Here is a 24,695-nt window from a genome sequence, read left to right as displayed (position 1 = left end):
GGTTTGCCTGCGTTGGCGTTGCGCGAGGTCGCACCCCCACAAGGCAAAACCGATGAACCAGAAGCAATTGCTGCGCCCGGTGGCCGATGCCGCCGCATTGGCCGCACCGCTGGCGAACTACAACACCGCCGATGCGGTGGAATTCCTCAACACATTGGAACTGGCCCGCGCCGCGGAAACGCTGGCCGCGCTGCCGTTGCCGCGTGCAGTGAAGATGCTGGAAGCGCCGGAGCTGCACCGCAGCGGTGAGCTGGTGGCCGCGCTGCCGCCGGCACGCGCCGCTGCCCTGCTCGGGCTGATGGCTGACGACCGCGCCACCGACATCGTCCACGAGCTGGATGAGGAAGAACGCGCGCGGCTGATCCCGCTGCTGGGCACCGACGCCCGCCAGGTCATCCAGAAGCTGCTGAGCTACCCGCCGAACACCGCCGGCGCGCTGATGACCACCGAATACGTGGCGGTGCCCGCCAGCTGGACCGTGGCGCAGACCCTGCAGCACATCCGCCAGGTCGAGCGCACGCGTGAAACGGTGTACGCGATCTACGTGCTGGACCCGGCCAGCCAGCAGCTGCAGCAGGTGGTGACCATGCGCCGGCTGATCACCGGCCTGCCCGAGGAATCGATCCTGGACGTGGCCCAGGTCAATCCGCCGGTGACGGTGGACGCGCTGATGGACCAGGAAGAAGTGGCGCGGCTGATCCGCCGTCACGACCTGCTGGCGATCCCGGTGGTCGACGCGCAGCAGCAGATGCTCGGCATCGTCACCGTGGACGACGTGCTCGATGCGCTGATCGAGGAATCCACCGAGGACGCGCACAAGTTCGGCGGCATGGAAGCGCTGGACAAGCCCTATATGCAGATCGGCTTCTTCGAGATGCTGCGCAAGCGTGCCGGCTGGCTGAGCGTGCTGTTCCTGGGCGAGATGCTGACGGCCAGTGCGATGCAGCACTACGAGGACGAACTGGCGCGCGCGGTGGTGCTGACCCTGTTCATCCCGTTGATCATGAGTTCGGGCGGAAATTCCGGCTCGCAGGCCACCTCGCTGTTGATCCGCAGCCTGGCGCTGCGCGAACTGCGCCTGCGCGACTGGTGGAAGGTGGCCATCCGCGAGATCCCGACCGGCATGGTGCTGGGTGCCATCCTCGGCTGCCTGGCGATCGTGCGCATCGTGATCTGGCAGCTGGGTGGCCTGCATGACTACGGCGAGCACTGGATCCTGCTGGCGATCACCATCGGCGCCGCGCTGGTCGGCATCGTCACCTTTGGTTCGCTGTCCGGCTCGATGCTGCCCTTCGTCCTGAAGCGCCTCGGCTTCGACCCGGCCAGCGCCTCGGCCCCGTTCGTGGCCACCCTGGTGGATGTGACCGGCCTGGTGATCTATTTCAGCATCGCCGCGCTGATCCTGCACGGCACGCTGCTGTAACAAAACGTGCACGCCGGGGTCGGATCCCTTCGCGCAGCGAAGGGCTCTGACCCCGGATATCCGCAGCAGGGGTCGGAGCCCTTTCCTGCGAAAAGGGATCCGACCCTTCCTCCGACCCCATCGCCACGGAATTTGGGTACCGTAGGCGCATGAGTACCTACCACCTGCAGTCCGTATTCCGTCCGCAGTCGGTCGCGGTGATCGGCGGCAGCCCGCGTGAGCGTTCGGCCGGCCGCGCAGTGATGCGCAACCTGCGCGGCACCGGCTTCCCCGGCAAGGTGGCGTGGATCAACCCGCGGCACGCCGAGATCGATGGCATCCGCACGGTCAAGCGCTTGAAGGACCTGGACTGGGTGCCCGACCTGGTGGTGATCACCGCGCCGGCGGCGATCGTGCCGCAAGTGGTGCGTACAGCTGCAGAGCGTGGCGTGCAGGCGGCGATCATCCTCACCGCGCACCTGGGCGAAGGCCCGGGTTCGTTGTCCGCACAGGTAGAGGCGGTGGCGCGCAAGCATGGCCTGCGCATCCTCGGGCCGCATTGCCTGGGCGTCATCGCGCCGCACGCGCGACTCAATGCCAGCATCGCCGCGCACTTCCCGCAGGCCGGCGACCTCGCGCTGATCTCCGAATCCTCGGCCATTGCCGCCGCGCTGGTGGAGTGGGGCGTGGCGCGCTCGGTGGGCTTCTCCACCGTGGTTTCGCTGGGCGACACGATGGACGTCGACTTCGGCGACCTGCTCGACTACTTCGCCACGGACTACCGCACCCGCGCCATCCTGCTGTATGTCGAGCAGATCAAGGACGCGCGCAAGTTCATGTCGGCCGCGCGTGCCGCCGCCCGCGCCAAGCCGGTGGTGGTGGTGAAGTCCGGTCGCGCCGAGCGCGTGCAGCCGGGCAGCCGCGATACCCATGTGCAGGCCCTGGCGCGTGCCGATGATGTGTATGGTGCGGCCTTCAATCGTGCCGGCCTGCTGCGCGTGGGTGCGCTGGACGAACTGTTCACTGCTGCCGAATCGCTGGGGCGGCTGGGAACCTTTCCCGGTCGCCGCCTGGCCATTCTCAGCAATGGCGGCGGTGTCGGCCGCCTGGCCGTGGACCAACTGATCGCGCTGCGTGGCACGCTGGCCACCCTTTCCGACAGCACGGTGGAGAAGCTCGATGCGGTGCTGCCGCAGGGCTGGTCGCGCAGCAATCCGGTGGACATCGTGGTCGACGCCGATGGTGACCGCTATGCGTCGGCCATCGAAGCACTGCTGGCCGACAACGAGAACGATGCGGTGATGGTGGTCAACGTGCCAACCGCGTTTACCTCGTCCGCCGACGCGGCGCAGGCCCTCACCCGCACGCTCGGCCTGCGCCCGCGCCATCATCGCGAGAAGCCGGTGTTCGCGGTGTGGCTGGGCAACGACGACCAGGCCACCGCCACGCTCAACGCAGCACGAGTGCCGACCTATCCGACCGAGGCCGAAGCAGTACGGGGCTTCCAGCACCTGGTGCGCTACCGCGAGGCACAGAACGCGTTGATGGAAACGCCGCCCAGCCTGCCGCAGGACTTCAGCGTCGACACAGCCACCGCGCGCGCACTGGTCGATGCCGCGCTGGCCAACGGCCAGCAGTGGCTGGACCCGCTGGCCACGCACGAGCTGCTCAAGGCCTACGGCATCCCGTCGGCGCCGGTGATGCATGCGCGCGATGCGCATGAGGCGATGGACCTGGCGCAGCCACTGCTGGAACGCGGTGCGTCCGTAGCGCTGAAGATCCTGTCGCCGGACATTCCGCACAAGTCCGAAGTGGACGGCGTGCGCCTGAATCTGTCCACGCTGCCGGCGGTGCAGAGCGCGGCCAACGCGATCCTGTCGCGTGCGCGCCAGCTGCGGCCGGATGCGCGCATCGATGGCCTGCTGGTACAGCCGACCATCGTCCGCCCGAAGGCGCGCGAACTGATTGTCGGCATCGCCGATGACGCGACGTTCGGCCCGGTGATCGTGGTCGGACGCGGCGGAACCGCCGTCGAAGTGATCAACGACAAGGCGCTGGCCCTGCCGCCGCTGGACCTGCGCCTGGCCCACGAGCTGATCGGCCAGACCCGCGCTTCGCGCATCCTCAAGGCCTACGGCGATGTGCCCGCCGCCGACGAGCGCGCACTGGCGCTGGCACTGGTCAAGCTGGCACAGCTGGCCGCCGACATTCCCGAAGTGCGTACGCTGGACATCAACCCGCTGCTGGTCGACGGCAAGGGCATCCTCGCCCTCGACGCGCGCGTGGCAGTGGCACCGTCGCGCATCCTGCACAAGGGCCGCGGGCATCCGCGCTTCTCGGTGTTCCCGTACCCGAAGGAGTGGGAGCGCACCATCGAACTGTCCGATGGCGGCCGCGCGTTCGTCCGCCCGGTGCGGCCGGAAGACGATGCGCTGTTCCGCGCGTTCTTCGCCCGCGTCAGCGACGAAGACCTGCGCCTGCGCTTCTTCCAGTCGGTGAAGCACTTCAGCCACGAATTCATCGCGCGCCTGACCCAGCTCGACTACGCGCGCTCGATCGCGCTGGTAGCGATCGAACCGCGCAGCGGCGAGATGCTGGGCGCAGTGCGCCTGCACGCCGATGCCGATTACCACCGTGGCGAGTACGGCATCCTGATCCGCTCGGACCTGAAGGGCCACGGCATCGGCTGGCGGCTGATGGCGATCATGATCGAGTACGCGAAGTGGCTGGGCCTGGACGTGGTCGAAGGCCAGGTGCTGCGCGAAAACAGCACCATGCTGGCGATGTGCCAGAGCCTGGGATTCAAGACCAGGCTGGACCCGGACGACCCGACGGTGATGATGGTGACCTTGCCGGTGCAGCAGGTCGAGGTGCCCGACGTGCCGCCGGTGGCGTAATTCCTGTAGAGCCGAGCCTACGCTCGGCTGCTTTTGCGTACGCTTGGCGGCTGCATCACCGCACCGGCTCTACCACCACCGCCGTGCCATAGCACAGCACTTCGGTCAGCCCGGTCATCACATCAGTGGCGTCGTAGCGCATGCCGATGATCGCGTTGGCACCCAGCTGCCGCGCGTGCTTGACCATGTCGCGGTAGGTTTCCTCGCGAGCCTGTTCGCACAGCTCGGTGTAGATGGTGATGTTGCCACCGAAGAGCGTCTGGATACCGCCCAGGAAGTTGCCGACGATCGAACGCGAGCGCACGGTGATACCGCGCACCACGCCGAGGTTGCGCACGACGCGATGGCCGGGCAGCTCGAAGGCGGTGGTGACCAGCGCATCGTCGAAGCGCAGTGCCGGCGGGGAAGGGGTGCCGCTGTTGTAGGGGTCTGCCATGGTCGCGTCCGTGTCGCTGCCTTCTGTAGAGTCGAGCCATGCTCGACGGGCTGTGCTGCAGTCGAGCATGGCGCGACTCTACAACGCAATCGCCCGTTGCGGCATGGTTCCGTCACCGTGCTGGCGCGACAATATCCCCATGACCGACCGTATCCCCCTGTTGCTGCTGCCCGGCCTGCTCAACGATGCCGAGCTGTGGCGCGCGCAGCTGGCCGACCTGGCCGATATCGCCGACTGCACCGTGGGCGACCAGACCCGTGGCGAGACCCTGCAGGCGGTGGCCGAAGACGTGCTGGCGCAGGCACCGGAGCGCTTTGCGCTGGCCGGGTTCTCGCTGGGCGGCTTCGTGGCCCAGCAGATCCTGCGCATCGCGCCGGAGCGGGTCCTGCAGCTGGCGCTGATTGATACCTCCATCCACGCCGACTCACCCGAGCGGGCCGAGCAGCGCCGCAGCCAACGTGCCAGCGTGCGCCTACCCGGCAAGTTCCATGGTTTCGGTGATGTGCTGATGCGCAGCTACATCGATGCCTCGCGGCTGGATGATTACGTGCTGGTGCAACGTGTGCGTGACATGACCGCCCGCCTGGGCGCGGAAGTGTTCCTGCGCCAGAGCGCACTGGAACGCCGCGATGGCCATGATGTGCTGGCCGGTTACCGTGATCCGCTGTTGATCGTGTGTGGCGCCAATGACCGCATTACGCCACTCGCGGTGAGCGAGGAAATGCGCGCGATGGTGCCGCACTCGCAGCTGGTGGTGGTGCCCGATTGCGGGCACCTGGCGCCGATGGAGAAACCGGACGAGGTCAGTGCGGCAATGCGTGGGTGGTTGTTGCAGGGCAGGGGATGATCCCCGCGTTCTGGTAGGTGCCGACCTTGGTCGGCACGGTGTTTCATCGATCGGTCAGACGTCTGCGCCGACCAGGGTCGGCGTCTACCAGAGCAGTTGCGCGCCGTCGTTGGAATCAATCCCAGGCTGGGGCGATGCCTTCCGGGTTGGCAAGGCGATGGCCGCGGTCGAGCTTGGCGATCTGTGCCATGTCTTCGTCGGTCAGGCGGATCGCTGCTGCCTCCAGGTTGCTGGCCAGGTTCTCGCGCTTGGTCGAGGACGGAATGACCGAGAAGCCCTGCTGCAGCGCCCAGGCCAGCGCGACCTGCGCCGGCGTGGCCTGGTGGCGGCCGGCGATGGCCTGGATCACCGGGTCCTTGATTACCTCACCATAGGCCAGGCTCATGTAGGCGGTGATGTGGATGCCGTTGTCCTGCAGGAATTTCACCAGCAGGCGGTTCTGCAGGTACGGGTGGATCTCGATCTGGTTGGTGGCGATGGCGCCGGCACCCAGGATGCCGATCGCCTTGCGGGTCTGCGCGATGGTGAAGTTGGAGATGCCGATCTCCTTCGTCAGGCCCTGTGCCTTGGCCTCGGCCAGTGCGGTCAGGTACTCCTCCATCGGCACGTCGACCTTGTCGTTCGGCGACGGCCAGTGGATCAGCGTCAGGTCGACATGATCGGTGCGCAGCTTTTCCAGGCTGGTACGCAGGCTGGCCAGCAGCGCTTCGCGCTTGAACGCGGTGATCCAGACCTTGGTGGTCAGGTAGATCTCATCGCGCGGCACGCCGGAATCGGCGATGGCCTGGCCGACTTCGGCTTCGTTGCCGTAGATCTGCGCGGTATCGATGGCGCGGTAGCCGGCATCCAGCGCGTTGCGCACGGAGTCGATCACGGTCTGGTCTTTCAGGCGGAAGGTGCCGAGACCGAAGGCGGGGACTGTCATGAGGGGCTCCAGCAGTGGGGGGGGGAGACGGGACTATCCACGAAAGGGTAGGTCAGCGGCCGTGTGCATGCCGGCAACGGTGCATTGCACTGCCGTGTACGACCACAGGCCGTAATGAGTGCGGAACGTTGGTCCGCACTGTTCATGCCGCCACCCATGTAGCGTTGGACGCTGCCGGCCAGCGGCCGGCACTACCCCCGTCCGCGCTCCACGGTGGTGCCGGCCGCTGGCCGGCAACCGGATCACTCAGGCTGCGCGCGCCAACGCGTCCTTCGCTGTCGCCGTGGCCGACAGGTCGAACACATCCACCGCATCGATCAACCGGTTCGCCTGCTGTTCCAGGCTGCGCGCCGCGGCGCTGGCTTCTTCCACCAGCGCGGCGTTCTGCTGGGTGGTGCCGTCCATCTGGATCACCGTCTGGCTGACCTGTTCGATGCCTGCGCTCTGCTCCTGCGACGCCGCGGAGATCTCGGCCATGATGTCGGTCACGCGCTGCACCGAGGCGACGATCTCGGCCATGGTGTCACCGGCCTCGCGCACGCGCTGCGCACCCTCACCGACCTGTTCCACCGACGCCTCGATCAGCGATTTGATCTCCTTTGCCGCCGCCGCAGAGCGCTGCGCCAGGGTGCGCACTTCGCTGGCGACAACCGCGAATCCGCGGCCCTGCTCACCGGCGCGTGCCGCTTCCACCGCAGCGTTCAGCGCCAGGATGTTGGTCTGGAACGCGATGCCATCGATCACGCTGATGATCTCGGCGATCTGCCGCGACGACGTTTCGATCGCACCCATGGTCGCCACCACCTGCCCGACCACGCTGCCACCGTGTGAGGCGACACTCTGTGCACCGATCGCCAGTTGGTTGGCCTGGCGCGCGTGCTCGGCATTCTGGCGCACGGTGGAGGTCAGCTCTTCCATGGATGCCGCGGTCTCTTCCAGATTGGCGGCCTGCTGTTCGGTGCGGCGCGACAGGTCATTGTTGCCGGCGGCAATCTCTGCGGCAGCGGTATGGATGTTGCCGGAGGCATGCTTGATGTCGCTGACGATAGTTGCCAGCTGCGCGGCAGTGGTGTTGGCATCGCCGGCGATGCGCGCGAACACGCCCTGGAAATCGCCGTGCATGCGCGCGCCGAGGCGGCCGCCGGCGATGGCACGCAGCATGCTGGAGACCTCGCCCAGGTTCAGCTCGGTAGTCTGCATCAGGCGGTTGAGGCCCTCGACCATCGCATGGAAATCATGCTCGAAGCGCGCACTGTCGCCGCGCTGGCTGAAGTCACCGGCGGCCGCCGCTTCGGCCAGGCGGCGGATTTCGCCGTTGATCGCACCGAGGTTGTGCTTGACCGCATCCAGCGCTTCGGTGATCACTGCCTTCTCGCCGGGCAGGCGTTCCATGTCCTGGCTGAGGTCGCCGACGGCGTAGCGGCCCATGATCGAGATCGCGCGCATCTTCACCCGGATGTGTGCGTCGACCAGCGTGTTGCAGTCGGCCACCATGGTGCCGAACGCGCCGGGGAAGGCAGCGGCGTCCATGCGATGGCTGATCATGCCGGCCTCGTGCGCCTGGGCCATCGCGGCCTGTGCATCCAGCACGCCGCGCAGCGTGGACTGCAACGCCTGCATCGCCTGGGCGAGGCGTCCGATCTCGTCGCGGCTGCGCACCTGCACCACGTGCTGCAGATCGCCGGCAGCCACTGCGCGTGCAGCGGCTTCCACCGCCAGTACCGGCTGCACGACGGCGCGCCGCAGCCACCAGGCCAGGCCGATCAGCAACAGCACCGCGGCCAGCACCGTCAATGACGCGCACAGCAGCAGGGTCTGCCGCGCCTGCTGCGAACGTGCCGCCAGCGCCGCTTCGGCCACCTGCGTGGCATGCGTACTCAATGCATCCAGTGCGGTCGCCACCGCGCGATCCTTGCCGCGCACGAGGGTGTCGCCGGCGGCGGGATCGTAGCCGGCCGCGGCAAATGCCTGCAGCGCCGCGTGATAGTCCTGCTGCAGCTGCGCGTGCAGGCCGATGAACGCCTGCGCCAGTTCACGCGTGCGCGCGTCCGGGCTGGTCACCAGGCCCTTGGCCAGCTGTTCGACCAGCTGGCCTTCGTTGTCGAAGGCGTCCAGGTGGCGCTGACGCAACGCGTCGTCGTGGCCGCGGAGCAGCACGTTCTTCCATTCCTGCACCTGGCCGCGGAACTCACGCTGCAGGCGTTCGGCGTCGCGGCTGTGCGTGACTTCGGGCGGAACCTCGGTGGACAACTTGAACCAGGCGGAGGCCAGGCCAGCCAGCGCGCACAGCAGGACCACGGCCAAGCCAACAGACACCGCGCCGAGCAGCTTGGACTGCAGGCGCGGAGCACGGACAGACGCATTCATGGGGAAGCACTCTCGGGAAGGGGCATTGCGGTATCGACCCGCCAAGCTCCCGCTGAAGTGCGACGGAAATCACATTGGCGTTTCGTTTAGTGATGTGAAGGAACTGTTTCATAGGACAAATGTGTCCGTATGGAACGAATGTGGACCCTGGACAGGGGATATAAATGTAACTATCGTAGTTACATGAAGACCGCGAACCCGCTCTCCGACGCCCTGCACGTGATGGCACATCTGGTCGGCCAGGACGGCCCGCGCACCTCCGAGCAGCTGGCGTCCTGCCTGCCGACCCATCCGGTGGTGATCCGCCGTCTGCTGGCGCAGCTGCACAGGGCGGGCCTGGTTCGCAGCGCCCGTGGCCATGGCGGTGGCAGCCACCTGGCCCGTGATGCTGCAACGATCACCCTGCATGACATCTATCTGGCTGTGGGCGCACCACCGCTGGTGCAGGTCGGCGCCCGCGATTCCGGCGGCGGCTGCCCGATCCAGCAGCTGGTCAACAGCGCTTTGCTGGAGGGTGCACGCGAAGCACAGCGCCTGCTCGAACAGCGCCTGCGGGCGACCACACTGGACAAGCTCGGCGCCGACTTCGCCCGCCACCTCGCCCATCACCGCTCCCTGGAAGGTCACCATGAATCCTGATGTGCTCATCGTCGGCGGCAGTTATGCCGGCATTGCTGCGGGCCTGATCCTGGCCCGTGCCCGCCGCCCGGTCACCGTCATCGACGCCGGTTTGCCGCGCAATCGTTTCGCCAGCCATTCGCACGGGGTGCTGGGGCTGGATGGCATCAGCGGTGCCGAGCTGCTGAAGGCCGCGCGCCAGCAGCTGCTGGACTACCCCAGCGTGCGCTGGGTGCATGCCGAGGCCGTGCAGGCCACCGCCGGCGCAGAGGGTGTGGAAGTGCGAACCGCCGATGGGCAGGTGCTCGCCGCGCGCAAGCTGCTGCTGGCAAGCGGTATCGCCGACCAGCTGCCGGAGCTGCCCGGGCTGGCCGAGCGCTGGGGCAGCACCGTGCTGCACTGCCCCTATTGCCACGGTTACGAAGTGGGCGGTGGCGCCATCGGGCTGCTTGGTGGGCATCCGATGTCCGCCGGCAAGGCGCCGCTGTTTGCCGACTGGGGCAATGTCACCTTCTTCAGCCAGGGCCTGCCGATCACCGATGAGGAACGGGCTGCCATGCAGCAGCGTGGCGTGCGGATCGAGACGTCGCCGGTGCTGGGCGTGCAGGGCGACCAGCCGACCTGGCTGGAAGTGGAGCTGGCCGATGGCCGCCGCATCGCCCAGCGTGCGCTGTTCGTGCCGGCCACCCAGGCGATGGCCACGCCGCTGGTGCAGCAGCTCGGCTGCGTGCTGGCCGAGAGCCCGTTGGGCGTGCTGATCGAGGTCGATGCGATGAAGCAGACCTCGGTGCCGAACGTGTATGCCGCAGGCGATGCGACCACGGTCGGCAACATCACGTTGGCCGCTGCCGAGGGCGTGCGGGCAGGTATCGGCGTGCACCACGCGCTGGTGGCCGAGGACAGCAGCGCGCGCTGAACGTTGCACAGGTAGAGGCCGACCTTGGTCGGCGCCGTTCCATCCACGCATGGCGTGGATCTACTGCAATTGGGTGCGGTGGGTGCCGGCCTTGGCCGGCACCGCTCCATTACCCCTTCACGCACAACACCTGGCGCAGCGTGTGCACCACGTCGACCAGGTCCAGCTGCGCGGCCATCACATCGTCGATCGACTTGTACGCGGCCGGTGACTCGTCCAGCACGCCGCTGTCCTTGCGGCATTCCACATGCGCGGTGGCCTCGCGATGCTGGGCCAGCGTGATCTGCTGGCGCGCGGCGCCACGGCTCATCACCCGGCCGGCACCGTGGCTGCAGCTGTGGAAGCTGTCCGCGTTGCCCTTGCCACGCACGATGTAACTGCGCGTGCCCATGCTGCCGGGAATGATGCCCAGCTCACCCTCGCGGGCACTGACGGCCCCCTTGCGCGTCACCAGCAGCTCCTGTCCGTGGTGCGTTTCCTTCTGCACGTAGTTGTGGTGGCAGTTCACTGCCATCGCCGCCAGCTGGAACTTCGGCAGCCGGTGGCGCATCTCGGCCAGCACGCGCGACATCATCGCCTCGCGGTTCTGCCGGGCGTAGTCCTGTGCCCACGACACGGCTTCGACGTAGTCATCGAACAGCGGCTCGCCTTCCATGAAGAACGCCAGGTCCTTGTCCGGCAGGTGGAAGCCCAGCACGCGCCGGGCCAGTTCCTCGCGCGCCTTCTCGATGAAGTAGGTACCGATCAGGTTGCCGGTACCGCGCGACCCGCTGTGCAGCATCACCCACACCGTATCCGTCTCGTCCAGGCACAGTTCGATGAAGTGGTTGCCGCCACCCAGCGTACCGAGCTGGCGGTCGAGCTTGTCGGTGCGGATCCTGCGGTGCCTGTCCTTGATCTTCTCCAGGCCGGCGGCCAGCCCGGACTGCACCAGCCGGGTGTGGATGCTGTCGGGCATGCGCTGATGCTCGCCGCCGCGCCCGTTGCCGACCGGGATGCTGCGCTCGATGCTGTTGCGCAGCTGCCGCAGGTCATCGGGCAGGTCGTTGGCGCGCAGCGTGGTGCGCACGGCCGCCATGCCGCAGCCGATGTCGACGCCGACCGCCGCCGGGATGATTGCACCGCGGGTCGGGATCACCGAGCCGACGGTCGCGCCCTTGCCCAGGTGCACGTCCGGCATCACCGCCACCCACGGCCCGACGAACGGGATCGCGGCGATGTTGCGCAGCTGCTCATGCGCCTGCGCCTCCAGTGGCACGCCGTTGACCCAGCCTTTGATCGGCGTGCTGCCCTCGGCATGCAGCCATTGATAATTGTGTTGAGTGTCCATGTCTTCGTGTATGTCCTTGATGGGCCGGCGGCGCGTCCCTGCGCCACCGCGAGCCCCTACCTGATCGTCACCAGCTGCTTCAGCACGCCGTCCAGGCCGCCGAACACGGTGAGCTTGTCGATCTTCTCGGTGACCTTCTCCAGCGCCTCCAGCTCCTTCAGGCGCATCAACACCGGGTTGTCCTCGATCAGCTTTGCGGTGTTGAGCTGCGAACGGGTGGCATTGGCCTCCTCGCGGCGGCGGATCACGCTGGCCTGGGCCTGCTTCTCGGCCAGCACCACGCCGTTGAGAATCTCCTTCATCTCGCCCGGCAGGATCACGTCCTTGATGCCCACGCCAAGCAGACGTACACCGTGGCCCTCGATCGCGGCCTGCACATGGGCGGCGATCTCACCGTCCAGTGCCGCCTTGTCACCCAGCAGCTCGTCCAGGCTGCGCGCGGCAATCGCCTGGCGCAGGCCGAACTGCAGCTGACGATAGATGAACTCATCAGCATTGCTGAGCGAGCGGTGTGCGCGCACCGGGTCGACCACCTGCACGGTCGCGGCCAGGTTCACCCGCAGGGTCACCTTGTCGCGGCTGAGCAGCTCCTGGCCGGACACGTCCAGCGACCGCGCACGCAGCTCCACACGCTCCACCGACACGTTGCCGTTGAAGTTCCAGAACGCGTGCAGGCCGGCGTCCAGCGTCTGCCGCAGCGTGCCATCGATGAACAGCAGGCCCACCGACTCGCTCGGCACGGTGCTGATCACCGCCACACGCGGCAGCACGCCCAGCTGGCCCAGCCGCTGCTGCACGTCCGCCGGGACGCGCGGCTCGTCACCCAGTGCCATCACGCGCACCTGGGTGTCGACAGAACCGCGCCAGTACAGGCGGCGGCTGCCCGGCGGAAGCACTTCATCGATGCGGCCATTGCGCAGCAACAGGCCAACTTCGCTGGCGCCGACGTTGGCCAGCACGAAGTGCGTGTCCAACCGCGCGCCCAGTGCCTCGATCAGGCTGTCCTGGTCGCTGCCGGTGTAGGCCGCGCCCTTCGATGCGGTGTGGATGTCCACCTGCGGGCGGCCGCCGAACGGCGACAGGCGGTGCACGCCCGGCAGCAGGATCTGCTGGAAACGACGGTTGCGATACACCAGGCCGCGCTCGCCGTCGCCGATCACGACCTTGATGGTCCAGAACATGGGAGTCTCTCCTTGTATGGCTCTGGTGGTTCGACCCGTTGCGGATGAATCGCCATGACCCGGGTCGATCGGGTCGTGGCGGGGCCGCCTGCACACCACGTGCAGGCAGCGGAAGAGGGCGGCCATCGGCGGACGGTCCGCGCGCGGAGCCTTCGGTGCACCGGCAGTGCTGCCATCGTCGTTCCCGGCAGGCAGCACCGGGGCGGAACGTGGCTGGCAGTGACAGCGGGCCGAGGCCCGGCGTGCGGTCCGTTGCCTTCCACGCCCCCGCCCGAAGGCAGTGACCGTGGACGGCGACGATGGCCGCTGGGGCTTGCGCCCCAGGTGTTGCTTCAAGTCATGACGTGACAGGTCATGTGGTTGGAGTGGGAGTCGAACCCACGACAGACGGAATCAGGATCCGTTGCTCTACCCGACTGAGCTATCCAGTGGTGAACCGCGCGGAATCGAACCGCGTACCGGCGAACCGGCGCCTGCCTCCAGCAGGCGATCCAGGCGTTGGCATGTCCGCGACCTCCGGCATACGCCACGGCAACGCCGCGCGCACCAGCCCGTGGTTGAAACGGGACCGTTGGTAGTCGAGGGTGCAGGCCACCGACATTATCGGCGAGCGATAATGTTTGGGTGCGATGCAGATAATGTCCAGGCGTTGCCGTGCACGCGGAGAAAATCCTCCGGCGCGGCAGAAAAACCTGGATCAGTGAGCGGCGGGTCGCCGCGCGGGGTGCAGTTCTGGCATCGCGGGTCCTTGTGCCGACGCAAACGAAAACGCCCCCGGGACTTGCGTTCCGAGGGCGTCGTCAGGCCTCGGAGATCGGGGTGGCCGATCTCCGCAGGGCGGGCATCAGGCCGTTGTCAGCTGGTCTTCCTTGCCGAACGCGCGCGCCGGCCGGTCCATGCGCAGGCATGGCAGCAGTTTGGCGATGGCGACGGAATGCGCGTTCAAGGGAAGTTTCCAGTGGGTGTTGAAACGAGGTGCGCACGATAAACCACGATTTAGTCGCGCGCAACCATTTTGTTCAATTATTTCCTTCTTTACCGCGCGATGCCGGCCAGCGACCGGCACTACCTGACTGTGTCATGCCGGCCAGCGGCCGGCACAACCGGGTCTCATGATTCGGCGCTGGCGGCATCCAGCTGCGCGACATCCTGCACGCTCAGCGATACGTTGGCTGCGGCCAGCAGGTCGTGCAGCTGTTCGACGCTGGTGGCGCTGACGATCGGCGCGGTGATCGACGGCCGCGCGATCTGCCAGGCCAGTGCGATCTGCGCAGCGCTGGCGCTGTGCTTGCTGGCTACGTCATCCAGCGCCTGCAGGATGCGCAGGCCGCGCGGGTTCAGATAGCGCTTCACCACCGTCTCGCCACGCGCCGGGCTCTTGGCGGCATCGGCCGGCGTGCGGTACTTGCCGCTGAGGAAGCCACTGGCCAGCGCGTAGTAGCCGATCACACCGATCTGCTCGCGCTGCACCAGCGGTTCCAGTTCCTTTTCGTAGCCGGCGCGGTCGTACAGGTTGTACTCCGGCTGCAGGGTTTCGTAACGCGGCAACTTGTAGTCGGTGGACACCTTCAGCGCATCGGCCAGGCGCGTGGCGCTGTAGTTGGAAGCACCGATCGCACGCACCTTGCCGGCCTCGATCAGGCGGCCGAACGCAGCCAGCGTGGCTTCCAGCGGCGTCGACTCGTCATCCTCGTGGGCCTGGTACAGATCGATCACGTCGGTCTGCAGCCGGCGCAGCGAATCCTCGACCGCCGCATTGATGTTGTCCGGGGTCAGGCCGGGGCGTTCGGCCCACTTGGCCACCTTGGTTGCCAGCACCACCTTGTCGCGCTTGCCGCTGCGGGCAAACCACTTGCCGATCAGCGTCTCCGATTCGCCGCCGACATTGCCCGGCACCCAGGCCGAGTAAACGTCGGCGGTGTCGACCAGGTTGAAGCCGGCATCGACGAAGGCATCGAGCAGGGCGAAGCTGGCCTTCTCATCGGCGCTCCAGCCGAACACGTTGCCACCGAAGGCGAGCGGACGTACATGCAGGCCGGAACGGCCCAGTTCGCGGGTTGCCGTCATGGGCACGGACTCCTTGGGGGAAGTGTTCCAGAATAGAACGCGATGTGTGACCGTGCTGCGGCGACGACCACAAAACAGTGTTCCGCGACGCGCTCGCCGCTAACGTTTTGTGAACACCTGGGACGCTGCGACTGCTAGTCTCGCCGCATCTTCCGCTGGAGTCGTCCCGATGATGCCTGCTTCGTCCCTGCGTGGTTGCCGCCTGCTGCTTGCTTCGGCCCTGCTTGCCGCTGTTCCCGCGTTCGCTGCACCGGCCACGGTGGTACCGGCGAAGATCGAGGTCTTGCCGGCCATCGACGCGGCGGTAAAGGCGCCCACCCGCGATGCCAACAACGTCAAGCGCGATGGCTTCCGCCATCCGGCGCAGACGCTGTCGTTCTTCAAGGTGGCACCGGGAAAGACCGTCATCGAGATCACCCCCGGCAACGGCTGGTACTCGGAGATCCTGGCGCCGCTGCTGCATGACAAGGGCCACTATGTGGCTGCCGTGGTCGATCCGATGGCGGTGCCCGAGGGTCGCGGCCGCGACTACCAGCAGCGCAGCCGCGACAGCCTGGAAAAGAAGTACGCCGGTGCACCCGCGCAGTTCGGCAGGACCGCCGTCGTCGCCTACGATCCGGCCAAGCCGGTGTTCGGCCCGGCCAATTCAGCCGACGTGGTGCTGACCTTCCGCAACGTGCACAACTGGCGCAAGGCCGGCCAGGCGCAGGGCATGTTCCAGGGCTTCTTCAACGTGCTCAAGCCGGGTGGCGTGCTGGGTGTGGTCGAGCATCGCGCCAAGGCCGACGTGGCCGACGACGATGACACCGGCTATGTCGGCCAGCAGCAGGTGATCGCAATGGCCGAGGCCGCCGGCTTCAGGCTGGACGCGCGCAGCGAGGTCAACGCCAACCCGCGCGACACCAAGGACCACCCCAATGGCGTGTGGACGCTGCCGCCGACCAACCAGCACGACAAGGCCGATGATGCGAAGTACCAGGCGATCGGTGAAAGCGACCGCATGACCCTGCGCTTCATCAAGCCGTAAGCCGGCACGCCGTATTGCCAGCGCGGATTGCCCTGTAGAGCCGAGCCGATGCTCGGCTCATCGCGCGCGGCGCGACGGAGCACAACAGCAGCCGAGCGTGGGCAATGCCGGCCGTCCTGACCGGCACCCTTCGGACCGTCGCATGCGACGTTGGCAGCGGCTCCTGCCGCTGCCTCCGGTTCTACAGTCGCCTGGCGCGAGGCGTGGGACAATGCCTTACCCGCCGCCCGCCGTGCCTGCAATGCTGATCGCCTTCAACAAGCCCTTCAACGTGCTCTGCCAGTTCACCGACCGCAGCGTGCCGCCGCGGCCGACCCTGGCCGGGTTCGGCCTGCCGCCGCGCGTGTATGCCGCCGGCCGCCTGGACCATGACAGCGAGGGCCTGCTGCTGCTGACCGACAACGGCACGCTGGCGCACAAGCTCACCGACCCCAGGCACAAGGCCGACAAGACCTACTGGGTGCAGGTGGAAGGCACGCCCGGTGACGAGCAGCTGCAACAGCTGCGCGATGGCGTTGTGCTCAACGATGGGCCGACCCTGCCGGCGAAGATCGAGCGCCTCGACCCGGCGCCGACGCTGTGGACGCGCGATCCGCCGGTCCGTTTCCGCAAGACCGTGCCGGACAGCTGGCTGGCGATCACGGTCCGCGAGGGCCGCAACCGCCAGGTGCGGCGGATGACTGCAGCGGTGAACCTGCCGACGTTGCGACTGGTGCGGGTGTCGATGGGACCGTACCGGCTGGAGGACCTGCAGCCCGGGCAGTGGCGGCAGATTGGTTGACACAGAAAGGGCCGGAGGCCTTGCGGCGTTCGGCCCTCATGCAGTGCCTTGCGGTCAGAGCCCTTCCCGCGGAAGGGGTCCGACCCTGGCAAATTCACGCGTCGCTGCCGATATCGCTGTGCTCGTCCACGACGGTGTCGTTGCGGCGGTCACGCGCGCTGATGCGCTGCGCCTGCCCATTCACCACGTGGCCATTGGCGGCCTTCTTCTTCTGCTGCTTGCGGTACAGCGCATAGCCGAGCAGGCCAACACCCACCGCAGCAGCGGCCACGGCCACGGCCGGATTGCGGCGCACGAACTTGGTCGCGGCCTTGCCGCCGGTCTTCACTGCGCCGATGGCGGCGCCGGTCTTGATCCAGTCCGCATTGCGCAGGCTGCCACCGGCGCTCTTCAGGCCATCGCCGGCGGTATGGGCCAGCTCCAGGGCGCGCTCCAGGGCGCGGTCGGTGATTACGGTCAGCTTGCTCATGCGGGGGTCCTTTGCCTCGGGTCGAAGTCCAGTGTCGCGCGTTGCCCGTAAACGGTATGTCAGCCGGTGACGCACGTGGTGTGACTCTACCGCAGCCATTCAGGATCAGGCAGGGTGGGGCGGATCCCTTTCTTTTGGGAAAGGGCTCTGACCCCGGCGCGGTGTATGGGGTCAGAGCCCATTGCGATGCAATGGATCCGACCCCGCCCTCAGGTTCCGCGCGGCTTTGCCCGGTGCGTGGCCGTGGCTGTCCACGGATCATCCGGCCATGGATGGCGCGGGTAACGGCCCTTCATTTCCTTTTTCACTTCGGCGTAGGTGTTTTCCCAGAAGTTGCGCAGGTCCTGGGTGACCTGAAGCGGGCGGCCGCCGGGGGAGAGCAGGTGCAGGGTCAGCGGCACGCGGCCATCGGCGATGCGCGGCGTGTCGGCCAGGCCGAACAGTTCCTGCAGTTTCACCGCCAGCACCGGCGGCAGCGGATCACCACTCTCGCTGTCCAACGCGTAGGTGATCGGCCGCTCCAGCCCGGACGGCACGGTGATGCGGGTCGGCGCATTACGCTCGACCAGCTGCCGTTGTGACCATTCCAGCGGCGACTTCAGTGCCTCGCCGAAACTGGCCTCATCCAGCGCGTCCAGGCGGCTCTTGCCGGCGAACGCGGGTTGCAGCCACTGCGTGAGGTTGGCCAGCAGGGCCGCGTCGCTGCAGTCGGGCAGGTCCAGCTCCGGCATCCAGCGCCGCAGTGACTCGACGCGCGCCTGCCACTGGCGCAGGCCCTCGGTCCACGGCAGCGCCTGCAGACCGAGTTCGGCTACCGCGCCGGTCAGTGCCTGCGCGGCGTGCTGCGGATCGACCCGGCCGGCCGAGCGGCTGTCCAACACGATGCGGTCGAAACGCGTCTCGCGCAGTGCCACCAGGGCGCGTCGCTCGCTGTCCCAGCGCACTACGTCTTCGGTGACGAAGCGATCCGGCCACGCCTTGCGCAGCCGATCCTCGTCCACCGGTGCGGCACGCAGCAGCAGTGCATCGCGCGCCTCGAAGCGCAGTTCGCTGGCCACCAGCCACGGCTCACCGCGCAGGTCGCTCAGCTCGTGCAGGCGCGCGCTGCGGCCATTGGCCAGCAGGTAGCGCAGAGGATCGCTGGGATGCTGGAAGCCAATTCGATCGGGAAAGGCATGAGCGAGCAGGTCGCCCAGCTCATGGGCCTCGATGCTGGCCGGCGGCGTGGCTTCGCAGCGCAGGCGGCGACGCCACTGCTTGGCGGCGGCATCGATCGCGGCCAGCCCGCTGCGGTTGGCATCGCCCGGTGTGCGGCCATTGCGGAACGCGGCCAGTGCGCGCCAGCGGGCCGCCAGCGCGTCGCCGCCCTGGCGCAACGGGTCGCGCGCCTCCAGCAGCGCGGCCAGGTCGGCAGCCAGCGCCTGGGCGCGGACATCGGGCGCTGCCAGCAGCATCGCCGCCATCCGTGGATGCGTGCCCAGCGCCAGCACACGCCGGCCCAGTTCGGTGATCGCGCCACTGCTGGACAGGGCGCCGAGCCGCTGCAGCAGTTCGCGCGCCGCGCCCATCGGACCCGCCGGGGGCGGATCGAGGAAGCGCAGATCGCTGCTGCCCCAGGCCGCCAGTTCCAGTGCCAGTCCGGCCAGTTCCACCTGGTCGATCTCGGCGCGGCGCTGCGGTTCCAGCCGCTGCGACTGTGGCCACAGCCGCCAGGCCACGCCTTCGGCGACGCGCCCGGCACGGCCCGCGCGCTGGTCGGCCGATGCCTGCGCGATGGCCACCACGTCCAGCCGGGTGAAGCCACTGTTGGGGTCGTAGCGCGGTTCGCGTGCCTGGCCGCTGTCGATCACCACGCGCACGCCGGGCAACGTCACCGACGACTCGGCGACGTTGGTCGCCAGCACCACGCGCCGGCGGCCATCGCTGGCCACCTGAAGTACGCGCGCCTGTTGTTCCACGGGCAGTTCACCGTGCAGCGCCAGGACCTCGACATCGCCATTGAGCGATTCCTGCAGGCCCGCCTGCACCCGCGCGATCTCGCGCTGGCCGGGCAGGAACACCAGCAGGTCACCGGGGTGCTCGGCCAGGGCCTGCTGCACCGCGCGGCGCATCTGCAGTTCCAGCGCCTCATCGCGGCGCGCCGGGAAGTGGCTGATCGCCACCGGGTAGCTGCGGCCCTCGCTGCTCAGCCGCGGCGCATCGAGAAAACCTGCCAGCCGCTCGCCGTCCAGCGTGGCCGACATCACCACCAGGCGCAGGTCATCGCGCAGCTGCGCCTGCACATCCAGCGCCAGCGCCAGGCCGAGGTCGCCGCTGAGATGGCGCTCGTGGAATTCGTCGAACAGGATCGCACCGACCTCTTCCAGCATCGGGTCGTCCTGCAGCATGCGGGTCAGGATGCCTTCGGTGACGACCTCGATGCGCGTGCGCGCCGAAACCTTGTTTTCGAAGCGGATGCGGTAGCCGACCGTGCCACCGACCTCCTCGCCCAGCTGCCGCGCCATGAACAGCGCGGCGCTGCGGGCGGCGACCCGCCGTGGTTCCAGCAGGATGATCTTGCGGCCCTGCAGCCACGGTGCGTCGAGCAGTGCCAGTGGCACCTGGGTGGTCTTGCCGGCACCGGGCGGGGCCTCCAGCACCAGTCGCTGCTGCGCGGCCAGGTGTTGCTGGATCTGCGGCAGCAGCGGGGAAATCGGGAAGAGCGGGGCGGTCATGTGCAAAGGATAAGGGGGCACGGCGGGCGCAGGTACAATGCGCGGGCACTTTTCCCCCGCGATGACCATGCACCTGATCGATATCGGCGCCAACCTGACCCACGACTCCTTCGACCGCGACCGCGATGCCGTGCTGGACCGCGCGCGCCAGGCCGGCGTGGTGCAGATGGTCATCACCGGTGCCAGCCGCGAGCACTCGCCACTGGCCCTGCAGTTGGCCCAGCAGCACCCCGGCTTCCTGTACGCCACCGCCGGCGTGCACCCGCACCACGCGGTGGAATACACCGAGGAATGCGATGCCGAGATGCGCGCGCTGCACGCGCATCCGGAAGTGGTGGCGGTGGGGGAGTGCGGGCTGGACTACTTCCGTGACTTCTCGCCGCGCCCGGCGCAGCACCGTGCGTTCGAGCGCCAGCTGCAGCTGGCCGCGGACAACGGCAAGCCGCTGTTCCTGCACCAGCGCGACGCGCACGCCGATTTCATGGCACAGATGAAGAACTTCGAAGGCCGCATCGGCCCGGCGGTGGTGCATTGCTTCACCGGCGAACGCGATGAGCTGTTCGATTACCTGGACCAGGATTGGTACATCGGCATCACCGGTTGGCTGTGCGACGAACGCCGTGGCGCGCACCTGCGCGAACTGGTGAAGAACATCCCGGCCAACCGCCTGATGATCGAGACCGACGCGCCGTACCTGCTGCCGCGCACGCTGAAGCCGATGCCGAAGGACCGGCGCAACGAGCCGATGTTCCTGTCGCACATCGTGGAAGAGCTGGCACGTGACCGTGGCGAGGACGTTGCGGTGACCGCGGCCAATGCCACGGCGGCCGCCCGCGCGTTCTTCCGCCTGCCCGACGCGGGTTGATGGTAGTGCCGGCCGCTGGCCGGCAGCACATCTTGATTGCCGGCCAGCGGCCGGCACTACCGGAGCAGGTCGCGCAGGCCCTCACGGTAGCTGGGGAACCTCGGCTCCCAGCCCAATGCTTCACGCGTGCCCCGGCTGTCGATGCGCTTGTTGCTTTCGTAGAAGCGCCGCAGCGTCGGGCTCAGTGCCGGGTCATCCCAGGCCACGGCGGGCGGCAGCGCAAACCCGCCCAGCTTCGCGGCGAAGGCCAGCACATCCTGCGGCGGTGCAGGCTCGTCGTCGCTGGGCAGGTAGAGACCCTGCCGGGCCGGTCGCCGCATTGCGGCGATGATGACGGTTGCCAGGTCATCCACGTGCAGTCGGTTGAACACCTGGCCCGGGCGAACCACGTGGCGCGCACGCCCCTGCGCCAACTGCACCAGCGCATTGCGACCCGGCCCGTACAGGCCGGGCAGGCGGAACATCGCCGAGGCGATGCTGCGTTGTCCGGCCAGTGCACGCCACTGTGCTTCCGCGAGCAGGCGCTGCACACCAGCCGCTTCAGTGGCGTCGGCCGCGCTGCGCTCGTCGATCCAACCGCCGGCGCGGTCGGCATACACCGAGGTCGACGACAGATAGCCGACCCAGCGCAATGCCGGGCTGGCCTGCAGCGCGGGCAGCAGCAGGCGCAGTGCCGGGTCGCCCTCCGCGTCGGGCGGCACGCTGCACAGCACGGCATCGGCCTGCGCGATCTCTTCGAGCAGGGCAGGTGACGGTGCGGTGTCAGCTCGAAGCGGGTGTCGCAGCAGGCCATCGTGCGGTGCCGCAGACGGGTCGCGCACCGTGCCGGCCACGCCTACGCCGTGCGCCTGCAGCTGCGCGGCCAGCACGCGTCCGCTCCAGCCCAGCCCGAGAATCAGTACCCGCGCGGGCAATGGGCTGGCCTGCAAGGCGGGACTCACGCGACCCGCAGTGCCTGGTAGGCCTGCAGGCTGCTGTAGGCAACCTGCAGCAGCAGGGCTTCCTGATCAGCCCTGCGCGCACGCACCAGCATGTCGCCAACAATCTGTTCGGCCTCCACCTGCTGGCCGGCCTCCAGATCACGCAGCATCGAGGCCTTCAACGCCGAGCCGGCCTGGGTCAGCGTGCCGCGCGCAGTGTCCTTCGCTGCCTCCGGAACCGGTTCACCGGCGGCTTCGGCGACGGCCAGGCACTCGTCGTAAAGGCCACGTACGATCGCCTCGCCATCATCGGTGGCGACGATGGTGCCGATATCCGCACGCAGCAGGCAGGTGGCTGCGGCCAGCGCGGTCAGGAAGGTGTACTTGATCCACTGTTCCTGGCCGATGCGCTCGCTGGCCAGGTGATCAAGGTTGGCCTTCGCGCAGACCGTAGCGAAGGCGCGCACGCGCGCGGAGATCGCGCCGCCGTCGCGCTCGCCGAAGGTGAGCTTGGCCGGCTTGCCCAGATGCAGCACCGCGCCATCGGGCGCCTTGGTGGCGCTGATGAAGCACAGGCCGCCGAGCACCGCGTCGCGGCCAAAGCGCAGGTCCAGTGCGTTGTAGTGGTGCAGGCCGTTGAGGATCGGCAGCACGGTGGTGTTCGCGCCGACTGCCGGGGCGATGGCATCGATCGAACTGTCCAGGTCGTAGGCCTTGCAGCTGAGGATGACCAGGTCGAAGGGCTTCTGCGCGGCCAGTGCGGGCAGTGCATCAGCCGTGACGTGCTGAACCGGGAAACGCGCATCACCCAGTGGGCTGCGGATGACCAGGCCATCATGGTCCAGCTGCGCGGCGCGCGCGGGGCGCACGAGGAAGGTCACGTCCACGCCGGCCTGGGCCAGGCGGCCACCGAAGTAACCGCCGGTACCGCCGGCGCCGAGGATCAGGATGCGCATTGCACGTTCACCGTTTTCTGGGGGGAATCAGAACTGCGATTGTGCCGGAGATTGCAGGCAAAAAAGAGCCGAGCATAGGCTCGGCTCTACAGACTGCTGCATCCACGCATGGCGTGGATCTGGTGTTGCCGGCCAGCGGCCGGCACTACCACGCAGGTCTCAGCTGCGCATACCCACGCCACGGCGCAGCAGCCACAGGGCCAGCGCCGTCAGCACCACCACGAATCCGATCATCAGGCCGTAGGCCACCGGCAGCGGCACATCGCTGCTACCCAGCAGGCCATAGCGGAACGCGTTGACCATGTAGAAGATCGGGTTCGCGTGCGTGGCCGCTTCGGCCCAGCCCGGCAGCAGCTTCACCGAATAGAACACGCCACCCAGGTAGGTCAGCGGGGTCAGGATGAAGGTCGGCACGATCGCCACGTCATCGAACTTCTTCGCATACACCGCATTGATGAATCCGGCCAGCGAGAAGATCGTCGCGCCGAGGATCACCGTGGTCAGCATCACGATCGGATGCGGGATTCGCACCGGGGTGAAGAACATCGCGATGATCAGCACGATCACGCCGACCATCAGGCCGCGCAGCACGGCACCGGCCACGTAGCCCCACAGGATCACCCAGTTCGGCATCGGGCTGACCAGCAGTTCTTCGACGTGGCGGCCGAACTTGGCACCGAAGAACGAGGAACTGATGTTGCCGTAGCTGTTCTGGATCACGCTCATCATCACCAGGCCCGGCACGATGAACTGCATGTAGGTGTAGCCGCCCATGTCACCCACGCGCGACCCGATCAGGTTGCCGAAGATGAGGAAGTACAGGGTCATGGTGATCGCCGGCGGCACCAGGGTCTGGCCCCAGATGCGCATGATGCGGGCGACTTCGCGGCGCACGATGGTCATCAGCGCGATGCGGTTGCGCTGGCCGTCGGTCAGCTCGGTGGTGCTCATGCAGGCTTCTCCATGTTGCCGGTGAGGCGCACGAACAGCTCCTCCAGGCGGTTGCTCTTGGTACGCATCGAACGCACGCGGATGCCGGACTCGTTCAGCGTAGCGAACACGCGGTTGAGGTCCATCGCGCGTGGCATGTCGATGTCCAGCGTGTGCGGGTCCGGCGCGGTCAGCGTCGCGCCCTCGATCACCGGCAGCTGCGCCGGCAGGTCACCGTCGATGTCCAGCAGGAAGCCTTCCACGTCCAGCTTGGCCAGCAGGGTGCGCATCGGCCCCTGCTCGACGATCTGGCCATGGTTGATGATCGCCAGGTGGCGGCACAGGTACTCGGCTTCTTCCAGGTAGTGCGTGGTGAGGATGATCGTGGTGCCGGCAGCGTTGATCTCCTTCAGCACGCGCCACATGTCGCGGCGGATCTCGATGTCCACGCCGGCGGTCGGCTCATCCAGGATCAGCAGGCGCGGGCGGGTCATCATCGCGCGGGCGATCATCAGCCGGCGCTTCATGCCGCCGGACAGCGTGCGGCTCATCACCTGGGCCTTTTCCCACAGGTGCGCGCGCTTCAGCTCTTCCTCGGCGCGCTGCTCGGCTTCCTCGCGCGGCACGCCGTAGAATCCGGCGTAGTTCACCAGGATGTCGAAGGGCTTTTCGAACAGGTTGAAATTGATCTCCTGCGGCACCAGCCCGATCAGGCGCATGGTGGCGCTGCGGTTGCGCACCAGGTCGCTGCCGAACACCTCCACCTGGCCCTCGCTGAGGTTGACCAGGGAGCTGATGATGCCGATCAGGGTCGACTTGCCCGCCCCGTTGGGGCCGAGCAGGGCGAAGAAGTCGCCCGGGGCCACTTCCAGGGAAACGCCCTTCAGGGCCTGGGTGCCGTTGTCATAAGTCTTGCGCAGGTCGCGCACGCGCAGGGCGGGCGCCGTATCGTTCTGGGATGCCAAGCTCGAAGCCTTCGCGCCCATGGGCTGGCGCTGGAGAGGGGCGGGGAGGAGCTATTATAGAAGACCCCGAGGGCTTGCCCCG

At 67.7% G+C, this 24,695-nt stretch carries 20 protein-coding genes and 1 tRNA gene; 8 read left to right on the top strand and 13 right to left on the bottom strand.

The annotated features are described in order from the left end of the window. The first annotated feature begins 52 nt into the window (after positions 1-52). Both mgtE and ACS0OT_RS19205 read left to right on the top strand, forming a co-directional pair. Positions 53-1,423 carry a magnesium transporter gene (gene mgtE / locus ACS0OT_RS19210; protein ID WP_005420274.1) on the top strand — a complete coding sequence of 457 codons (1,371 nt, stop codon included), beginning with the start codon at positions 53-55 and terminating at the stop codon, positions 1,421-1,423. A gap of 149 nt (positions 1,424-1,572) precedes the next feature. Further along, the gene (locus ACS0OT_RS19205) at positions 1,573-4,299 is read left to right on the top strand and encodes a bifunctional acetate--CoA ligase family protein/GNAT family N-acetyltransferase (protein WP_442255941.1); all 2,727 of its coding nucleotides are present in this window, start codon (positions 1,573-1,575) and stop codon (positions 4,297-4,299) included. 55 nt (positions 4,300-4,354) lie between these two features. Here ACS0OT_RS19205 and ACS0OT_RS19200 read toward each other — a convergent pair whose 3' ends face one another. Further along, the gene (locus tag ACS0OT_RS19200; protein WP_065185897.1) at positions 4,355-4,735 is read right to left on the bottom strand and encodes a YbjQ family protein; all 381 of its coding nucleotides are present in this window, start codon (positions 4,733-4,735) and stop codon (positions 4,355-4,357) included. A 139-nt stretch (positions 4,736-4,874) separates the two neighbouring features. Here ACS0OT_RS19200 and ACS0OT_RS19195 point away from each other — a divergent pair, with 139 nt between their 5' ends. Then, a complete protein-coding gene (locus ACS0OT_RS19195) occupies positions 4,875-5,582 on the top strand; it encodes an alpha/beta fold hydrolase (RefSeq protein ID WP_005420268.1) in 708 nt (235 codons plus the stop codon). 115 nt (positions 5,583-5,697) lie between these two features. Here the strand turns inward: ACS0OT_RS19195 and dkgB are convergent, their stop codons facing one another. After that, positions 5,698-6,507, bottom strand: coding sequence for a 2,5-didehydrogluconate reductase DkgB (dkgB, locus tag ACS0OT_RS19190; RefSeq protein ID WP_065177849.1), 810 nt, complete (start codon positions 6,505-6,507; stop codon positions 5,698-5,700). Positions 6,508-6,753: 246 nt separating this feature from the next. Further along, on the bottom strand, positions 6,754-8,874 hold the full coding sequence (locus ACS0OT_RS19185) for a methyl-accepting chemotaxis protein (RefSeq protein WP_442255940.1): 2,121 nt from the start codon (positions 8,872-8,874) through the stop codon (positions 6,754-6,756). A 183-nt stretch (positions 8,875-9,057) separates the two neighbouring features. On the opposite strand from ACS0OT_RS19185, the gene ACS0OT_RS19180 reads away from it, so the two are divergent. After that, positions 9,058-9,513, top strand: a complete 456-nt coding sequence (locus ACS0OT_RS19180) for an Rrf2 family transcriptional regulator (RefSeq protein WP_065177851.1) — start codon at positions 9,058-9,060, stop codon at positions 9,511-9,513. Further along, positions 9,503-10,408 (top strand): NAD(P)/FAD-dependent oxidoreductase, encoded by a 906-nt coding sequence (locus ACS0OT_RS19175; RefSeq protein ID WP_065177852.1) that lies wholly within the window; start codon positions 9,503-9,505, stop codon positions 10,406-10,408. The genes ACS0OT_RS19180 and ACS0OT_RS19175 overlap by 11 nt, the downstream gene beginning before the upstream one ends. Positions 10,409-10,517: 109 nt before the next feature. Here ACS0OT_RS19175 and ACS0OT_RS19170 read toward each other — a convergent pair whose 3' ends face one another. The 4 genes from ACS0OT_RS19170 to ACS0OT_RS19155 all read right to left on the bottom strand — a co-directional run bounded on the left by ACS0OT_RS19170 (position 10,518) and on the right by ACS0OT_RS19155 (position 14,986). Beyond that, positions 10,518-11,738, bottom strand: coding sequence for an RtcB family protein (locus ACS0OT_RS19170; RefSeq protein WP_005420260.1), 1,221 nt, complete (start codon positions 11,736-11,738; stop codon positions 10,518-10,520). A gap of 56 nt (positions 11,739-11,794) precedes the next feature. After that, positions 11,795-12,919, bottom strand: coding sequence for a slipin family protein (locus ACS0OT_RS19165; RefSeq protein WP_065177854.1), 1,125 nt, complete (start codon positions 12,917-12,919; stop codon positions 11,795-11,797). Positions 12,920-13,276: 357 nt separating this feature from the next. Further along, positions 13,277-13,347: transfer RNA gene (locus tag ACS0OT_RS19160), tRNA-Gln, on the bottom strand. 682 nt (positions 13,348-14,029) lie between these two features. Next, positions 14,030-14,986, bottom strand: coding sequence for an aldo/keto reductase (locus ACS0OT_RS19155; RefSeq protein ID WP_065185891.1), 957 nt, complete (start codon positions 14,984-14,986; stop codon positions 14,030-14,032). Positions 14,987-15,155: 169 nt separating this feature from the next. Here ACS0OT_RS19155 and ACS0OT_RS19150 point away from each other — a divergent pair, with 169 nt between their 5' ends. Together ACS0OT_RS19150 and ACS0OT_RS19145 are read left to right on the top strand one after the other, a co-directional pair. After that, positions 15,156-16,013, top strand: a complete 858-nt coding sequence (locus tag ACS0OT_RS19150) for a class I SAM-dependent methyltransferase (RefSeq protein WP_139727978.1) — start codon at positions 15,156-15,158, stop codon at positions 16,011-16,013. Between the two features lie 241 nt (positions 16,014-16,254). After that, complete coding sequence (locus ACS0OT_RS19145) at positions 16,255-16,794, top strand: pseudouridine synthase (RefSeq protein WP_065177857.1); 540 nt, start codon at positions 16,255-16,257, stop codon at positions 16,792-16,794. 94 nt (positions 16,795-16,888) lie between these two features. On the opposite strand, the gene ACS0OT_RS19140 is transcribed toward ACS0OT_RS19145, so the two are convergent. Together ACS0OT_RS19140 and hrpB are read right to left on the bottom strand one after the other, a co-directional pair. Further along, the gene (locus tag ACS0OT_RS19140; RefSeq protein ID WP_005420251.1) at positions 16,889-17,263 is read right to left on the bottom strand and encodes a hypothetical protein; all 375 of its coding nucleotides are present in this window, start codon (positions 17,261-17,263) and stop codon (positions 16,889-16,891) included. A 209-nt stretch (positions 17,264-17,472) separates the two neighbouring features. Then, positions 17,473-19,977: an ATP-dependent helicase HrpB gene (gene hrpB, locus ACS0OT_RS19135; RefSeq protein ID WP_442255939.1), complete on the bottom strand. Its 2,505-nt coding sequence runs from the start codon at positions 19,975-19,977 to the stop codon at positions 17,473-17,475. 67 nt (positions 19,978-20,044) lie between these two features. Between hrpB and ACS0OT_RS19130 the strand changes: the two genes are divergently transcribed. Further along, complete coding sequence (locus ACS0OT_RS19130) at positions 20,045-20,842, top strand: TatD family hydrolase (RefSeq protein WP_005420232.1); 798 nt, start codon at positions 20,045-20,047, stop codon at positions 20,840-20,842. A gap of 56 nt (positions 20,843-20,898) precedes the next feature. Here ACS0OT_RS19130 and ACS0OT_RS19125 read toward each other — a convergent pair whose 3' ends face one another. From ACS0OT_RS19125 to ACS0OT_RS19110, 4 genes are all read right to left on the bottom strand, one after another. Further along, on the bottom strand, positions 20,899-21,783 hold the full coding sequence (locus ACS0OT_RS19125; RefSeq protein ID WP_442255938.1) for an NAD-dependent epimerase/dehydratase family protein: 885 nt from the start codon (positions 21,781-21,783) through the stop codon (positions 20,899-20,901). After that, positions 21,780-22,718, bottom strand: coding sequence for a 2-dehydropantoate 2-reductase (gene panE, locus ACS0OT_RS19120; RefSeq protein ID WP_065177861.1), 939 nt, complete (start codon positions 22,716-22,718; stop codon positions 21,780-21,782). The genes ACS0OT_RS19125 and panE overlap by 4 nt, the downstream gene beginning before the upstream one ends. A 159-nt stretch (positions 22,719-22,877) precedes the next feature. Continuing rightward, the gene (locus ACS0OT_RS19115; RefSeq protein ID WP_005420226.1) at positions 22,878-23,669 is read right to left on the bottom strand and encodes an ABC transporter permease; all 792 of its coding nucleotides are present in this window, start codon (positions 23,667-23,669) and stop codon (positions 22,878-22,880) included. Beyond that, positions 23,666-24,634, bottom strand: coding sequence for an ABC transporter ATP-binding protein (locus ACS0OT_RS19110; protein WP_005420224.1), 969 nt, complete (start codon positions 24,632-24,634; stop codon positions 23,666-23,668). Before ACS0OT_RS19110 ends, ACS0OT_RS19115 begins: the two co-directional genes overlap by 4 nt. Between the last annotated feature and the right edge of the window lie 61 nt (positions 24,635-24,695).

This window comes from Stenotrophomonas maltophilia group sp. RY12688, from assembly GCF_052149045.1.
Lineage (GTDB): Bacteria > Pseudomonadota > Gammaproteobacteria > Xanthomonadales > Xanthomonadaceae > Stenotrophomonas > Stenotrophomonas sepilia.
Note: the sequence above shows the minus strand (reverse complement) of the source record. Positions and strands in the feature narration are given on the sequence as shown.

Coding starts and splice junctions, on each gene's coding strand:
- ACS0OT_RS19180 (WP_065177851.1), top strand. CDS start 9,058: ATGAAGACCGCGAACCCGCTCTCCGACGCCCTGCACGTGATGGCACAT.
- ACS0OT_RS19130 (WP_005420232.1), top strand. CDS start 20,045: ATGCACCTGATCGATATCGGCGCCAACCTGACCCACGACTCCTTCGAC.
- ACS0OT_RS19115 (WP_005420226.1), bottom strand. CDS start 23,669: ATGAGCACCACCGAGCTGACCGACGGCCAGCGCAACCGCATCGCGCTG.
- ACS0OT_RS19155 (WP_065185891.1), bottom strand. CDS start 14,986: ATGACGGCAACCCGCGAACTGGGCCGTTCCGGCCTGCATGTACGTCCG.
- ACS0OT_RS19165 (WP_065177854.1), bottom strand. CDS start 12,919: ATGTTCTGGACCATCAAGGTCGTGATCGGCGACGGCGAGCGCGGCCTG.
- mgtE (WP_005420274.1), top strand. CDS start 53: ATGAACCAGAAGCAATTGCTGCGCCCGGTGGCCGATGCCGCCGCATTG.
- dkgB (WP_065177849.1), bottom strand. CDS start 6,507: ATGACAGTCCCCGCCTTCGGTCTCGGCACCTTCCGCCTGAAAGACCAG.
- ACS0OT_RS19170 (WP_005420260.1), bottom strand. CDS start 11,738: ATGGACACTCAACACAATTATCAATGGCTGCATGCCGAGGGCAGCACG.
- ACS0OT_RS19205 (WP_442255941.1), top strand. CDS start 1,573: ATGAGTACCTACCACCTGCAGTCCGTATTCCGTCCGCAGTCGGTCGCG.
- ACS0OT_RS19110 (WP_005420224.1), bottom strand. CDS start 24,634: ATGGGCGCGAAGGCTTCGAGCTTGGCATCCCAGAACGATACGGCGCCC.
- ACS0OT_RS19175 (WP_065177852.1), top strand. CDS start 9,503: ATGAATCCTGATGTGCTCATCGTCGGCGGCAGTTATGCCGGCATTGCT.
- panE (WP_065177861.1), bottom strand. CDS start 22,718: ATGCGCATCCTGATCCTCGGCGCCGGCGGTACCGGCGGTTACTTCGGT.
- ACS0OT_RS19150 (WP_139727978.1), top strand. CDS start 15,156: ATGATGCCTGCTTCGTCCCTGCGTGGTTGCCGCCTGCTGCTTGCTTCG.
- ACS0OT_RS19195 (WP_005420268.1), top strand. CDS start 4,875: ATGACCGACCGTATCCCCCTGTTGCTGCTGCCCGGCCTGCTCAACGAT.
- ACS0OT_RS19145 (WP_065177857.1), top strand. CDS start 16,255: ATGCTGATCGCCTTCAACAAGCCCTTCAACGTGCTCTGCCAGTTCACC.
- ACS0OT_RS19200 (WP_065185897.1), bottom strand. CDS start 4,735: ATGGCAGACCCCTACAACAGCGGCACCCCTTCCCCGCCGGCACTGCGC.
- ACS0OT_RS19185 (WP_442255940.1), bottom strand. CDS start 8,874: ATGAATGCGTCTGTCCGTGCTCCGCGCCTGCAGTCCAAGCTGCTCGGC.
- ACS0OT_RS19140 (WP_005420251.1), bottom strand. CDS start 17,263: ATGAGCAAGCTGACCGTAATCACCGACCGCGCCCTGGAGCGCGCCCTG.
- hrpB (WP_442255939.1), bottom strand. CDS start 19,977: ATGACCGCCCCGCTCTTCCCGATTTCCCCGCTGCTGCCGCAGATCCAG.